The following is a 16,231-nucleotide window of genomic DNA, read 5'->3' as shown; positions in this document are numbered from 1 at the left end:
CCTGGGACGGTGTCGACCGGAAGAGCATTCCCTCTTCGACCAGCTCCGTGACGCGGGCCACGGTGGGCGCGTCGAACAGGGCGTGCACGGGCAGCTCGACGCCGAACGTGGTGCGGATGCGAGAGACGAGCTGGGTCGCCAGCAGCGAGTGTCCGCCGAGCGCGAAGAAGTCGTCATGCAGGCCCACGTGCTCGACACGCAGCAGCTCGCGGAAGGCGGTCGCGACGCGTTGCTGGAAGGGCGTGAGTCGTTCTGGTGCGGCGGGCACGGGGGTGCCTCCGGAAGGAGTCGGTGCCACCGGGGCCGGGAGTGCCTTCCGGTCCAGCTTCCCACTCGGGGACAGCGGGAAGGCCGGGAGCGTCACGAAGGCCGAGGGCACCATGAAGGTGGGCAGTCGGGCCGCGACGTGGTCCTTCAGCCCGGTCGTGTCCGACGACGAAGGCTCCTGGACCACGTAGGCGACGAGGCGCTGGTCACCGGGGGAGTCCTCACGGACAAGGACGACGGCGTCGCGCACGGAGGGGTGGGAGAGGAGCGCGGCTTCGATGTCGCCCAGTTCGATGCGGAAGCCACGCAGCTTCACCTGGAAGTCGGAGCGGCCGAGGTACTCCAGGGTGCCGTCTGGCAGCCAGCGAGCGACGTCACCGGTGCGGTAGAGGCGAGCCTCGGGAGAGTCGGAGAACGCGTCGGGGATGAAGCGCTCGGCGGTGAGCTGGGGCCTGCGCCAGTAGCCGAGGCCGACCTGGACGCCGCCGATGAAGAGCTCACCGGGGACGCCGAGGGGAGTGGGCTGGCCGTGGGAGTCGAGGACGTAGAGGCGGGTGTTGGCGACGGGCCTGCCGATGGGGATGGAGGTGCGAGAGGAGCCGCGAGCGCAGTGGAAGAAGGAGACGTCGACGGCGGCCTCGGTGGGGCCGTAGAGGTTGTGGACCTCGGCGGAGGCAGGCAGGCGCGAGTGGGCACGAGCGACGAGGTCGGCGGTGAGGGCCTCACCGCTGCACACGACGCGGCGCAGACCGGAGAGCTTCTCGAGTCCCGGCTCCTCCAGGAAGGCGCGGAGCATGGAGGGGACGAAGTGGAGGGTGGAGACACGCTGCTCGGCGATGAGGCGGACGAGGTAGGCGGGGTCCTGGTGTCCACCGGGCTTGGCGAGGACGAGCCGCGCACCCGTCATGAGAGGCCAGAAGAACTCCCAGACGGAGACGTCGAAGGAGAAGGGAGTCTTCTGAAGGACGGTGTCGGAGGCCGTCAGCGCGTACTGCTGCTGCATCCATAGGAGGCGATTGACGATGCCGGAGTGGGCATTCATGGCGCCCTTGGGGCGGCCGGTGGAGCCCGAGGTGAAGATGACGTAGGCGAGCGAGTCGGCGCCGGCCAGGGGCGAGGGAGTCGTCGAGGGCTGGCGTGAGACGGCGGCCGAGTCGGAGTCGAGGCACAGCACGCGAGAGGCGTGAGGCGGGAGGACGGACTTCAGGTGCTCATGCGTGAGGAGCACGGGAGCGTCCGCGTCCTCCAGCATTCCAGCGAGGCGCTCGCGGGGGTAGGCCGGGTCCAGGGGGACGTAGGCGGCTCCGGACTTGAGGACGGCGAGGAGGGCGACGACGAGGTCGAGCGAGCGCTCCAGGCAGACGCCGACGAGGACGCCGGGGCGAGCACCGAGAGAGCGCAGGTGCCAGGCGAGCTGGTTGGCGCGAGCGTCGAGCTGGGCGAAGGAGAGCGCGGAGTCCTCGAAGCGGATGGCTTCCGCGCCAGGAGTGCGAAGGACCTGGGCCTCGATGAGCGAGTGCAGGGAGACGTCGCGAGGGAAGGGCTCGGCGCGGCCCTGGAACTCCACCAGCACCTGACGCCGCTCTTCGTCACCCATCAACGGAAGCTGTCCGATGGGCCGGCTGGCATCACGAGCCACGGTCTCCAGCAGGACGCGGAAGTGTCGGCCCAGTCGCTCAGCGGAGGCGGGGGAGAACAGGTCGAGGCTGAACTCCAGAGCACCGTCGAGTCCGCCGTCCTGCTGCTCCATCAGGGACATCGTGAGGTCGAGCCGCGCGGTGTCCGTCGTGGTCTTCAGGATGTCCACGCGGACGCCGGGCAGCGCGGGGGGCTGCATGGGCGCGTTCTGCAACGCGAACATGACCTGGATGAGCGGAGACCTGCGGCCCTCGCGCTCACCCCCGAGCGACTCCACGAGCTGGTCGAACGGCACGTCCTGATGGACGTAGGCGGCCAGCGACTCCTCACGGACTCGCGCCACCAGCTCCGTGAAGGTCGGGTTGCCGTCGACGCGGGCGCGCAGCACCAGCGTGTTGACGAAGAAGCCGATGAGCGGCTCCAGCTCGGACCGGGTGCGCTGGGCCACGGGGCTTCCGACGCAGAAGTCCTGCTGGCCGGAGTAGCGCGCCAGCAACACCTCGAACGCGGCGAGCAGGACCATGAACAGCGTGGCCCCTTCGGCGCGAGCCAGCTTCTCCAGCTCCGCCACCAGCTCCGGCGGCAGCGTGAAGAAGTGACTGCCGCCCCGAATCGTCCGCGTGGCGGGACGCACGGTGTCGGCCGGAAGCTCCAGCGCGGGGGCTCCGATGAAGCGAGCGCGCAGGGCTTCGAGCTGGCCCTGGATTCCCTCGGACTTCACCCACTGCCGCTGCCACGCCGCGAAGTCGGCGTACTGCACGGGCAGCGCGGGCAGGGTGGGCTCACGACCCTCGGCGATGGCCTCGTAGAGCGCGGCCACCTCGCGCACCAGCACGCCCATGGACCAGCCGTCCGAGACGATGTGGTGCATGCACAGCAACAGGACATGCTCGGTGGGCTCGGTGCGCACGAGCACCGTGCGCAGCAGCGGGCCGTGCTGGAGGTCGAAGCGGTGGTGCGCCTCTTCGCTCATCCGTGCACGCAGCGCGGACTCGCGTTGGGTGGGCGCCAGTGCACTCAGGTCTTCGACAGGCAGGGACCAGCGCGTCGGCGCGGGTTGGATGCGCTGGAACGGCAGGCCCTCGCGGGCGGCGAAGGTGGTGCGGAGCACCTCGTGCCGGAGGACCAGCGCGGCGAAGGTCTCCCTCAACACGTCCACGTCGAGCGTGCCCGACAGCTTCAGCGCCACCGGCACGTTGTAGATGGCCTGGCCCGGCTGGAGCTGGTCCAGGAGCCACATGCGCTGCTGGGCGAAGGACAGGGGCATCGCCTCGTCGCGGGCCACCGTCAGCAGCGGCGGCATCGACGTGCGCGAGGCCTGCATCATGAGCGCTTCGATGCGCTGCGCGAGCCCCGCCAGCGTGGGAGCCTCGAACAACACGCGCAGCGGCAGGTCCACGTCCAGCCGCGCGCGCACTCGCGTCACGAGCTGCGTGGCCAGCAGTGAATGGCCTCCCAGCTCGAAGAAGTCATCATCCGGTCCCACCCGGTCCACCTTCAGCACCTCGCGGAACAGGGCCGCGAGCTGCTGCTGGAGGAGGGGGAGGGCTTCCTCGGACACCGGCGACGGCGAGGTCACTTCCGGCGCCGGCAGGGCTTTGCGGTCCACCTTGCCGTTGGAAGACAGGGGCAGGGCGTCGAGCGCGACGAACGCGGTCGGCACCATGTACTCCGGCAACTGCCGACGCAGGTGCTCCCGCAGGGCGCCGCTCTCCAGCGTCGCGGGCACCACGTACGCCACCAGTCGCTTGTCCCCCGGCGAGTCCTCGCGCACCACCGCCGTGGCTTCGAGCACTCCCGGATGGGCACGCAGCGAGGCTTCGACCTCGCCTAGCTCGATTCGGAACCCGCGCACCTTCACCTGGAAGTCCGTGCGGCCCAGGAAGCGGAGCGTGCCGTCCTCGGCCCAGCGCACCCGGTCTCCAGAGCGGTACAGCCGCGCGCCCGGCGTGGAGGCGAAGGGGTGGGGAACGAAGCGCTCGGCCGTGAGCGCGGGCTGACCCAGATAACCTCGGGCCAGACCGTCTCCGCCGATGAACAGCTCTCCCGGCACGCCCACGGGCACGGGCTGCAGGTCCTGGTCGAGCACGAAGACCTGGGTGTTTCCGATGGGCCGGCCGATGGGGACGGACGCGCCCACCTCGTCACCCGGTGCCAGCCGGTGGCACGCGGTGAAGGTGGTCCCCTCGGTGGGGCCGTAGCCGTTCACCAGGCCCCGTCCGCTGGCCAGTCGCTCGCGCACACGAGGCGCGGAGAGCACGTCGCCTCCCGCGAGGAGCTGTGGCACCCGGGCCAGGGCCTCCGGCTGGTGCTGCTGCATCTGGTCGAACAGCGCGGCCGTCAACCAGAGGAGGGACACCTCGTGCTGGACCAGCGCCTGGCCCAGCTCCTTCAGGTCCGTCGTCGCGTGCGGGTAGATGACCAGCCGGCCGCCGTACAGCAGCGCACCCCACAGCTCCAGGGTGGATGCATCGAACGCCAGCGGCGCGAGCTGGAGCACCACTTCCTTGGGGCCCAGGTCGACGAAGCGCGCGCCCGTCAGCAGGCGCACCACGCCCCGGTGGGGAATGGCCACGCCCTTGGGCGTCCCCGTGGAGCCGGAGGTGTACGTGACGTACGCGAGGTGGTCCGGTCCGATGTCCGCGCTCACCGCGTGAGTGGGTTGCCGCGCGATGACGCTCCATTCGGAGTCCAGGCACACCAGGGGCTGGGAGCCCGCGGGCAGCTCGTCCGCCAGCGACTCCTGCGTGAGCACCGCCGCCACGCCCGAGTCCTCGAACAGGAACGCGAGCCGGTGTGCCGGGTACGACGGGTCCAACGGCACGTAGCAGCCACCGGCCTTGAGGATGCCGAGCACCCCCACGACCATCTCCAGTCCTCGATGGAGGCACACGCCCACGCGCGACTCCGCGCCCAGGCCCAGCGTGCGCAGGTGGTGCGCGAGCTGGTTTGCGCGCTCGTCGAGCTGCACGTACGTGAGGGTCCGGCCCTCATGCTCCACGGCCACGGCCGTCGGAGTGCGGGAGACCTGCGCGGAGAACATCGCGGGAATCGTCGCCACCTCAGGCAGGTCCACCCGAGTGTCGTTCCACACGTGGAGGAGCTGATGACGCTCGGCCTCGGTCATCAGGGGCAGCTGGCTGAGTCGCTGCTCCCGGCTCCCTCGCGCCACCGCGTCGAGCACCACGCGCAGGTGCTCCGCCATCCGGCGAACCGTGGCTTCGGTGAAGAGCTCGGTGCTGTATTCGAGCTGCCCCTCCAGCGAGCCCTCCCGCTCCATCAGGGACAGCGTGAGGTCGTAGCGCGCGGTGTCCGTCGTGCACGGCAGCAGGTCCACCTGCATGCCCGAGAGCGACGGGGCCCGCATCGGCGTGTTCTGGAGCACGAAGAGGGTCTGGAACAGCGGCGTGCGCGACATGTCCCGCTCGCCACCGAGGGCCTCCACCACGCGGTCGAACGGCGCGTCCTGATGCGAGAAGGCCGCCAGGGCGACCTCCCTCACCCGCTGCACCATGGTGGTGACAGTGGGGTCCTCGTCGTTCCATTGGAAGCGCAGCGGGACGGTGTTGACGAAGAAGCCGATCAACCCCTCCAGCTCGGGCCGCTCGCGGTGGCCCACCGTGGTGCCGGTGGTGAAGTCACGCTGCCCGGAGTACCGCGCCAGCAACGCCTGCCAGCCGGTCATCAGCACCATGAAGAGCGTGGCGCTCTGCTCTCTGCCCAGGACTTCCAGCCCCGACACCAGCTCCGCGGGCAGGGTGAAGGAGTGCATGGCGCCCCGGAAGCTCCGGGACGCGGGACGTGCATGGTCCGTGGGAAGCTCCAGCACCGGAGCCTCGTCGAGTCGCGCGCGCCACCAATCGACCTGCGCGCTCACGGTGCTGTCCTCCAGCACGCGCCGCTGCCACGCCGCGTAGTCGGCGTACTGCACCGGCAGCTCCGGAAGCGCCGGGCTCCTGTTCTCCAGGAGCGCGGTGTGGACCTCGGCGACCTCGCGCACCAGCACGTCCACGGACCAGCCGTCCGCGATGATGTGGTGCATGCACAGCAAGAGGACGTGCTCCTGCTCTCCGAGCTTCAGCAGCGCGGTGCGCAGCAGCGGGCCGTGTTCCAGGTCGAAGGGACGGTGCGCCTCTTCGCTGATGCGCCGCGCGGCGGCGGCCTCACGCGCGGAGGGCTCCAGCGCGCTCAGGTCCTCGATCTCCAGGGCCCAGGCTTCGGGCGCCGGATGGATGTGCTGCACGGGCTGTCCCTCGCGGGACGTGAAGGTGGTGCGCAGCGCCTCGTGACGACGAGAGACCTCCCCGAAGGCACGGCGCAGCACGTCCACCTGGAGCGCCCCCCGCAGGCGCAGCGCGGCGGGCATGTTGAACGCGACGAGGCCCGGCTGGAGCTGGTCCAGGAACCACAGCCGCTGCTGGGCGAAGGACAGCTCCATTCCCTCGGAGCCTCGGGGCAGGGCGACCAGGGGAGGCAGCGCGGCGGCGGTCTCCGTGAGCGAGGCTTCGAGCCGCTCCGCGAGTCGTGCCACGGTGGGCGCCTCGAAGAAGGCTCGCAGGGACAGAGTGCCTCCCAGCCGTGCGCGCAGTCGCGTCACCACCTGCGTGGCCAGCAGCGAGTGCCCTCCCAACAGGAAGAAGTCGTCGTGTCGTCCCACGCGCTCCACGCGCAGGACCTCGCGGAACACCTCCGCGAGCTGACGCTCCAGGTCCGTCCGAGGCGCCTCGAAGTCCGAGGCCCCGGAGGCGAAGTCCGGAGTCGGCAGGGCCTTGCGGTCCACCTTCCCGTGGGACGTCTGGGGCAAGGCGTCCAGCGCGACGAAGGCGCTTGGCACCATGTACTCGGGGAGGCGCTGACGCAGGTGGGCGCGCAGCGAGCCCGTGTCCACGGTGGCCGGAGAGATATAGGCAACCAGTCGCTTGTCTCCGGGGACGTCCTCGCGGACCAGCGCGACGGCCTCAGTGACGTCGGAGTGCGCACGCAGCGCGGACTCCACTTCACCCAGCTCGATGCGGAAGCCCCGCACCTTCACCTGGAAGTCGATGCGGCCCAGGAACTCGAGCGTCCCGTCCTGACGCCAGCGCGCGCGGTCTCCAGAGCGGTACAGCCGCTCACCGGGCGTGGACGCGAAGGGGTTGGGGACGAAGCGCTCGGCGGTGAGCGCGGGCTGGCCCTGGTAGCCGCGTGCGAGTCCCGCGCCGCCGATGAGCAGCTCACCCGGAACGCCCACGGGTACGGGCCGCAGGCTCGGGTCCACGACGTAGACCTGGGTGTTGGCCAGGGGGCGACCGATGGGAATGGAGTCGCCCAGCGTGTCCCGTGGATTCAGGAGCTGCAGGGTGGCCGCGACGGAGGCTTCCGTGGGGCCGTAGCCGTTGATGATGGAGCGACCCTGCGCCAGTCGTTCTCGCACCCGAGGCACGGGCAGCACGTCTCCGCCGACAATCAGGCGAGACACGCGGGCCAGGGCCTCCGGCTGCTGCTGCTGCATGACGTCGAACAACGCCGTGGCGAGGACGGCGGAGGTCACCCGCTCCTCGACGATGAGGCGGGCGACCTCCGTCACCTCGGGCGTGTGGGCCGGGTAAACGACGAGGCGTGCGCCGGCGAGCAGCGTGGTCCAGACCTCCAGCGCGAGCGGGTCGAACGTGGGCGCGCAGATCTGGAGGGAGACGTCCTCGGGCCCCGAGGCGAGGCTCATGCCGGACGCCAGTCGCAGCACGGCCCGGTGGGTGACGGCCACGCCTTTGGGCATGCCCGTCGAGCCGGACGTGTACGTGACGTAGGCCAGCTGGTCCGGACTCGTGGGGAGCGTCACCGCGTCCGACGACTGGCGCGCGATGTGTTCCCACTCGGAGTCCAGGCACACGCGTGAAGGCACCCCGGACGGAAGCACCGAGGCGACAGACTCCAGCGTGAGCACGGTGGAGAGGCCGGCGTCCGCGACGACGAACGCGAGTCGCTGCTCGGGCCACGCCGGGTCCAGGGGCACGTAGCTGCCACCGGCCTTCAGGACACCCAACATGGCGATGATGAGCTCGGTGCTTCGCGGCAGGCACAGGCCCACGCGCGGCTCCGTCCCCAGTCCCCGCGCCAGGAGGTGGCGGGCGAGCTGGTTGGAGCGTGCCTCCAGCTCCGCATGGCTGAGCCTGTGGCCCTGGTGCACCACGGCCACGGCGTCCGGAGTGGCCCGCGCGTGAGCGGAGATGCGCTCGTGGAGGGTGGTCTCCGACGGGTACTCGGCGCGGGTGTCATTCCAGGTGACGAGGACCTGGTGACGCTCGGCCTCGGACATCAGCGGGAGCGCGGAGAGTCGGCGTCGAGCATCCTCCAAAACGCCGCGCAGCAGGCGCTGGAAGTGGTCGACCAGGCGCCGCGCCGTGTCCGGCGTGAAGAGGTCCAGGCTGTATTCGAGCTGACCCGCGAGGGCGCCCGCGCGCTCCATCAATGAGACGGTGACGTCGAACTTCGAGGTGTCCGTCGCCATGGGCAGGAGGTCCACGCTCAGGCCCGGCAGCGACGGGGGCTGCAATGGAGCGTTCTGGAGGACGAAGACCGACTGGAACACGGGCGTGCGTGACAGGTCGCGCTCTCCGCCCAGCGCCTCGACGAGCCTGTCGAACGGCACGTCCTGGTGCGCGAAGGCCGCGAGGGACTCTTCGCGCACCCGGCTCAACAACTCCACGAAGCTCGGGTCGCCTTCGAGTCGTGCACGCAGCGCGAGCGTGTTGACGAAGAAGCCGATCAACCCTTCCAGCTCCGGCCGCGTGCGATGGGCCACGGGCGTGCCCACGCAGAAGTCCGTCTGACCGGAGTACCGCGCGAGCAGCGTCTGCCAGCCCGCGAGCAGCACCATGAAGAGCGTGGAGCCCTCGGCCTGACCCAGCTTCTCCAGCTTGGAGACCAGGTCGGCGGGCACCGTGAAGAACTCGGTCGCACCGCGCGACGTGCGCACGGCGGGACGCGAGAAGTCCGTCGGAAGCTCCAGGACGGGTGTGCCCTGGACGTGTGCGCGCCATGCTTCGAGCTGGGTGCTCTCGGCGGTGTTCTCCAAAAGGCGTCGCTGCCACGCGGCGTAGTCCGCGTACTGGACCGGCAGCGTGGGCAGGGTGGCCGGGCGATTCGAGGAGAGGGCCGCGTAGAGCATGGCGACCTCGCGAACGAGCACGCCCATGGACCAACCGTCGGAGACGATGTGGTGCATGCACAAGAGGAGCAGGTGCTCCTCGGCGCCCAGTCGGAGCAGCGCCGTGCGCAGCAGCGGGCCGTGCTCCAGGTCGAACGCGTGGTGCGCTTCCTCGGAGCTACGGCGCTTCACTGCGGCCTCTCGTGAGGACGCCTCCAGCGTGCTCAGGTCCTCGACGGCCAGGGTCCAGGACTCGGGCGCCGGGTGGACGAGCTGCACGGGCTGGCCATCGCGCGAAGCGAACGTTGTCCGCAGCGGCTCGTGTCGACGGACGACCTCCGCGAAGGTCCGGCGCAGGGACTCGACGTCGAGTCGTCCCGTCAGCCGCAGGGCCACGGGGATGTTGTACGCGGCCTGTCCGGGCTGGAGTTGCTCCAGGAACCACAGGCGCTGCTGCGCGAACGACACGGCGAGCGCGTCCACCGCTCCAGAGCGAGCCAGTCGCTCCAGGGGCACTGCTTCGACTGACGCCACACCCTGGAGTGGAGCGATGCGCTCGGCGAGCCGCTCGACGGTGGGGGCCTCGAAGAGGGCGCGAAGGGACAGCGAGACGCCCAGCTGCGCGCGCAGCCGCGTCACCACCTGCGTGGCCAGCAATGAATGGCCGCCAAGCGCGAAGAAGTCATCTCGCGCACCCACGCGGGAGTGGCCCAGCACCTCGGAGAAGATGCGGGCGATGGCCTCCTCGGTGGGGTTTCGCGGCGCCAGGTACTCGTCTTCGATGACGGAGCGGTCCGCCTCCGGAGCGGGCAGCGCGCCACGATTCACCTTGCCGCTGGGAGTCAGCGGCAGCGACGGCAGCACGACGAAGGCCGACGGCACCATGTGCGGAGGCAAGCGCTCCGTGAGGGCCTGACGGACACGTGCCACTTCACGAGCGCTTCGCGCCCCGCGCAGCGGGTCATTCGCGAGCTTCGAAACGGGGACCTGCTCGCCGGAAGATTCCGGTGTGAGGTCGAGCAGCACGGACTCACCGGCCCGGGTGAAGACGACGTCCAGCGAGCCGTCCGCATGCGCGCCGGCCCAGCTCACCCTCACGTCGTAGCCCAGCACTCCGCCCAGGGCATAGAGGTCCTCCGGCTCCACGCCTCGCGAGCCGGGCCAGTCGCGGAGCACCTCGCGCAGCGCTCCCACGGTCGGCGGTCGGCCGGAGCCGGACAGCAGGGAGACCAGTCGCGTGTCATCCAGCACGCGGGCGTTGGGCAGGCCGCGCACGGCCAGCAGTGAGGGCTGGCCTTCGAGCTTCTGGCGCAGCGCCTCCAGCGTCAGCGCGCCACCGTCCACCCACTCGGGACGCGAAGCCGAGGTGGCCTCGCCCACGTGGAGGATGACCTCGTAGCGGAAGCGGCTCAGCTCGTTGTCGTAGCGCCCGTGCTTGGGCAGCACCTCCACCCGGGAGATGCCCGGCACCCGCGCCGGCAGCGAGGTGAAGAACGTGGGCGAGAGGACCAACTCCTCTTCCGCCAGCACGTCACGCTGCACGCGGTACTGGAGCTGTGACGTCGGCAGGTTCGGCGGCGCGCGGTGCAGTCGCACCGAGGCACGGAAGGACTCCAGCAGCTCCAGGTTGCGCACGTCGCCCAGGAAGATGCGGCCCCCGGGCTTCAACACGGCCACCGCTCCGCGCAGCACCTGGAGCAGGTAGTCGCCGCTGGGGAAGTACTGGATGACGGAGTTCAGGATGACGGTGTCGAACGAAGCGGGCTCGATTCCCGACAGGTCATCCACGCTCCGGTGGAGCAGGGAGACGGAGCGGAGGGACTCGCCCAGGCGCTCCTTCTGTCGCTCGATGCGATCCAACGCGGGCCGAGCGAAGTCGACGCCCCAGTACGCCTCGCACCGAGGCGCCAGCCGGTACAGCAGCAAGCCCGTGCCGCAGCCCAGCTCCAGCACCCGGCGAGGACGCAGGGCGAGAATCTGGCGCACCGTGGTGTCCACCCACTCGCGCATCTGCGGCGCGGGGAGCGGACCTCCGGTGTAGCTGTCGTTCCAGCCGGAGATGTCGAAGGTGGGGTCCTCGCTGCGCTCCCCCTGGGCGTAGGTCTCGTCGTAGACGGCCTTCCACTGCGCCGTCTGCTCCACGGTGCCGGTGGTGTCCAGGTCCCCCAGGACGACGTACGCCGCCAGGCGCTTGTCTCCGGGCGAGTCCTCGCGCGCCATCACCACCGCCTCGCGCACCGAGGGATGTGTGCTCAGCGCCGACTCGACTTCCCCCAGCTCGATGCGGAAGCCGCGAATCTTCACCTGGTTGTCGATGCGGCCCAGGTACTCCAGGTCTCCATTGGCCAGGCGTCGCGCCAGGTCTCCCGCGCGGTAGAGCCGACGTCCACGCACCGGGCCGAAGCGGTCTTCCACGAAGCGCGCGGAGGTCAGCTCGGGACGCCGCAGGTAGCCACGGGCCACGCCCGCGCCACCGACGTGAATCTCTCCCGGGACACCCACGGGCACGGGCTGGCCGAGCGCGTCCAGCAGGTAGATTTGAAGGTCCGGAATCGGCGCGCCAATCACGCTGGACCAGGGGCGCTCCACGTCCTCCATCCGCACGGGGCGGTAGGTGACGTGGACCGTCGTCTCGGTGATTCCGTACATGTTGACGAGCGTCGGACGCGCGTCGCCGTGTCGTTCGAACCACGGGCGCAGCGCGGCCAGGTCCAGCGCTTCACCGCCGAAGACGACGTAGCGCAGGGCCAGCGTGGGGAGCGGACCGCGTGCGGCGGCCTGCTGCTCGGCGTGGATGAGCTGACGGAACGCGGTGGGCGTCTGGTTGAGGACGGTGACGTGCTCGTCCGCGAGCAGGCGATGGAAGGCCTCGGGCGAGCGGCTCACCCAGTACGGCACCACCACCAGCCGGCCGCCGTACAGCAGCGCGCCCCACAGCTCCCAGACGGAGAAGTCGAACGCGTAGGAGTGGAACAGCGTCCACACGTCCTCGGGCCCGAAGTGGAACCACGCCTCCGTGGCGGTGAAGAGGCGCACGACGTTGTCGTGCCGCACCATCACGCCCTTGGGGCGCCCGGTGGAGCCGGAGGTGTAGATGACGTAGGCGAGGTCGCTCGGGGCATTGCAGCGCGGCGGACGAGGCGCGGCGGCGGAGATGGACGGCTCGGCGTCCAGGCGCACCACGGCGGCGCCAGGCGCGGGCACGCGGTCCTCCAGCGAGGTCTGCGTGATGAGGACAGGGGCCTGCGCGTCCTCCAGCATGAACGCGAGGTTTTCCTTGGGGTAGGACGGGTCCAACGGCAGGTAGGCGCCGCCGGCCTTGAGGATGCCGAGCAGGGCCACCACCAGGTCCAGGCCGCGCTCCAGGCACACGCCGACGAGGACATCGGGGCCCACGCCATGGCGCAGCAGCACCTGGGCCAGTCCGTTGGCGCGTGCATCCAGGTCTCTGTACGTCAGGTGACTGGATTCGAAGGTGACGGCGATGGTTTCCGGCGTGCGGTCCACCTGCGCCTCGAAGCGCTCCACCAACGTGCCGTCACTCGGAGCCACGACACGCGGGTTCCAGGCATGCAGCACGTGCTGACGCTCGGCCTCCGTCATCAACGGCAGCTCGGCGATGCGCTGACCCGGGGCATCCACCATGCCGCCCATGACGACTTCCAGGTGGCCCAGCAGACGGTCGATGGTCTCCGCGTCGAAGAGGTCCGCCGCGTACTTGCAGCCGATGAGCAGGCCCTCGGGTCCGTGGGCCGCCTCGAAGGTCAGGTCCAGCTCGGTGGTGCGGTTGTCCAGCAGCGACACGCCCAGCGTCAGGCCGTTGCCGACGGCCAGGTCGCGCGGAATGTCGTAGTCGTCCAGGACGAAGGCGACGTTGTACAGCTCGCGCCGCTGCGAGCCCGGCTGCACGGCCGCGAGCACATGGTCGAACGGGCAATGGCCGTGGGCCATCGCGCCCAACGTGCTCTGCTTCACCGCCGCGAGCAGGCCCGTCACGGTGGCCTCCGCCGGGAGCCGCACCCGCAGCGGGATGAAGTTGGTGCAGTCGCCCATCAGCCCGCGAATGCCAGGGACCTCTCGTCCGGAGACGGCCGAGCCGAGCACGAAGTCGGCCTGACCGCTCCAGCGATGAAGGACGGTGGACAGCGCGGCGACCACGCTCATGAACGGCGTGACACCTTCACGTCGCCCCAGGGCATGGAGCTTCGTCATCAGCGCAGCGGGCAGGAGGCGCGAGCGGCGCGCACCATGGAACGAGAGCCGCTGAGGCCGGGGCCTGTCCGTGGGGAGGGCGAGCAGCGACGGAGCCTCCGCGAGCGTCTGCTTCCACCAGGTCAGCTCCTTGCGGAGTGCCTGGGGCGTGAGGTGCTCGCGCTGCCACGCGGAGAAGTCGGCGTACTGGAGAGTCGGCTCGGGCAGGGGCGAGGGCTGCCCCGCGCTGAACGCCCCGTAGAGGGTCGCCAGCTCACGGGCCATCAGGCCCACCGTCCATCCGTCGGCCACCAGATGGTGCACGGAGACGACGAGGGCATGGTCCTCCGCCGCGAAGCACACGAGGCTGAAGCGAAGAAGCGGCCCCGTCGCGGGGTCCATCGGCCTTCGGCCATCACGCACGGCCACGGCATCCAGGATGACGGCGCGGTCCGCGAGGTCCTCGGCGTCGGTGACGACGCGCTCGATGGCGACGGCGGTCGGTGCGTGGACGTGCTGGAGCAGCTCGCCATCCTGGGACGTCAGCGTGGTCCGCAGGACGTCATGACGGCGGACCAGCTCGTTGATCGCACGCTCCAGCGCACCCGTGTCCAGGGGGCCGCGAAGCGTGAAGGCCAGGGGGATGTGGTAGGCGGTGGAGGCCGGTTCGAGCTGCTGGATGAACCAGAGCCGCTGCTGCGAGAAGGAGGCCGGCACGGGCCCCGTGCTCGTGCTTCGACGGGCCACGGGCCCGGAGCTTGGGGCGAGTGCACCCTGGGCGCCCGTCGCCAGCTCGGCGATGAGTCCCTGGAGGCTGACGTCCTGGAGCAGTGTGGCGGCGGAGACGCGAGCCCCCAGTCGCTTCTCGATGCGCACCTGGAGGTCCGCCGCGCCCAGGGAGTCCAGACCCAGTCGGGTCAACGGAGCATCCACTTCCACGGTGCCCGCGGAGGCCCCTAGTACCGCGGAGATCTCCTCGCGAAGCGCGCGCTCCAGCTCAGCGGTGGATGGCCCCGAAGTCCTCGCGGGCGATTGCAGCGCATCAATGGAAGCAGCCACGCCTGCGCTTGCCGCCGACGCGGTGCCCGACTGAGCGGAAGCGGTCTCGCTCCCGACAGGAGACGATGTGGAGCCCGACTGAGCGGAAGCGGTCTCGTTGACGCCAGCGGACGGCGCGGAGCCCGACTCGGAGGAGACAGGTCCACGGGTGGCGGACCCCGACGCCGCGTCCTGGGTCGCCCCGGGTGCCGCCCCGAGGTTCAGGTCCGAGCGCCACAGCACGGTCAGCTCACCCGAGGCGAGTCCGGCGCGGCAGGCGAAGCGCTGAATCTTCCCGCTCGACGTCTTCGGAACGGAGCCAGGCGGAAGCAGCGCCACCGTCCTCGGCTGGACCTCCAGCTCACGGGCAATGGTCTGTCGCAGCGAGTCCGCCACGGCGGCCAGTGCCTCCGTGTCTCCCGACTCGGCCAGCTCGCGCGCCACCTCCGCGACCACCGCGAGCGCCTCTCCGTCCGGCGTCTCGACGCCGAAGGCCGCCACACCCCCGGGCCGCACGCGCCGGTGCGCGCGCTCCACCACGGCCTCCACGTCCTGCGGATACAGGTTGCGACCGCGCAGGATGATGAGGTCCTTGCGCCGCCCCGTGACGATGAGCTGTCCCTCGTCGAGCAGCAGCCCCAGGTCACCGGTGCGCAGATAGGCCGGCCCCTCCTCGGCGCCCACGGGACGGGCCTGGAAGGTCTCCTTCGACTGCTCCGGCTTGCGCCAATAGCCCTGCGCCACGCTCCCACCGGACACCCAGATCTCACCGACCTGACCCGGGGCGCGAGGCACCTTCGTCTCGGGGTCGACGATGAGCAGGCGCTGCTCGGCCAGCGTCGCGCCGGAGCTCACATGCGCGCGGACCCCCGCCGCCTCGGAGGCCGCTCGCACGGCCGTGCCCTTCGACAGCGCGGCGTCGTCGAGCAGGTGCACGCGAGGCACGCGGCCCTTCTCCTCACCGGTGACGATGAGCGTGCCCTCCGCGAGCCCATAGCAGGGATAGAACGCCTCACGACGGAAGCCCGCGGGAGCGAACACCTCCGCGAAGCGCTCCAACGTCGCGGCGCGAATGGGCTCCGCGCCACAGAAGGCCACCTCCCACGAGCTCAAGTCGAGCGCCTTCACCTCCTCGGGCGACGCACGACGCGCGCACAACTCGAAGGCGAAGTTCGGGCCTCCGCTCACGGTGCCCCGGAAGCGGGACACCGCCTCCAGCCAGCGCATGGGCCGCTGGAGGAACGACATCGGCGACATCAACGTGACGGTGAAGCCGCCGAACAGCGGCTGGAGGATTCCGCCAATCAACCCCATGTCGTGGTACGGCGGCAGCCAGATGACGCCCACGCTGTCGCGGCGCACCTGGAACGCTCCGGAGATGAGCCCCAGGTTGTGCAGCAGGTTGGCGTGGGACAGCATCACGCCCTTGGGCGTCCCCGTGGAGCCCGACGTGTACTGGAGGAAGGCCAGCGTGTCGGGCCCCAGCTCGGGCTCGCGCCACGTGTCCTCGCCGCCCGCGGGCAGGTCATCCGTGGACAACCACTGGAGCGCGCGGAAGTCCGGCGCCTGCTCGAAGACGAAGTCCGCCAGCCCGAGGATGCCCGACGTGGTGAGCACCACCGTGGCCTCCGCGTCCTGGATGATGGCGCGCAGGCGGGGGAGGGTGCGCTCCAGTCGCGTCGGGTCCGGCGGATAGGCCGGCACCGCCACGGCGCCCGCGTACAGACAGCCAAAGAAACCCGCGAGGTAGTCGAGCCCCGGTGGATAGAGCAACAGCACGCGCTGCCCCACGGCCCCCCGCGCTTGCAGTGCGGCGCCGATGCGCCGTGCCTGCCGCTCCAACTCCACGGCGCTCAGCGCGGCTTCGTCGCCGTCGGACTCACCGAGGAAGGTGTAGAGCGGATGCCGAGACGACTCTCCGACTGCGCGCGCACGGAGGGCGTCATTGAGGATTCGAAAAGGAGCATGCAT

At 70.5% G+C, this 16,231-nt stretch carries 1 protein-coding gene (running past one end of the window); it reads right to left on the bottom strand.

The annotated features are described in order from the left end of the window. Positions 1-16,231: the start of a non-ribosomal peptide synthase/polyketide synthase gene (locus tag LZ199_RS03660; RefSeq protein ID WP_253992234.1), read on the bottom strand. 27,020 nt of this gene lie to the left of the window's left edge; 16,231 of the gene's 43,251 nt are visible here — the first part of the coding sequence; it begins with the start codon at positions 16,229-16,231; the stop codon falls past the left edge of the window.

This window comes from Myxococcus qinghaiensis, from assembly GCF_024198215.1.
Taxonomy (GTDB): Bacteria; Myxococcota; Myxococcia; order Myxococcales; family Myxococcaceae; genus Myxococcus; species Myxococcus qinghaiensis.
The sequence above is the reverse complement of the archived record's forward strand: the minus strand, read 5'-3'. Positions and strand labels throughout refer to the sequence as shown.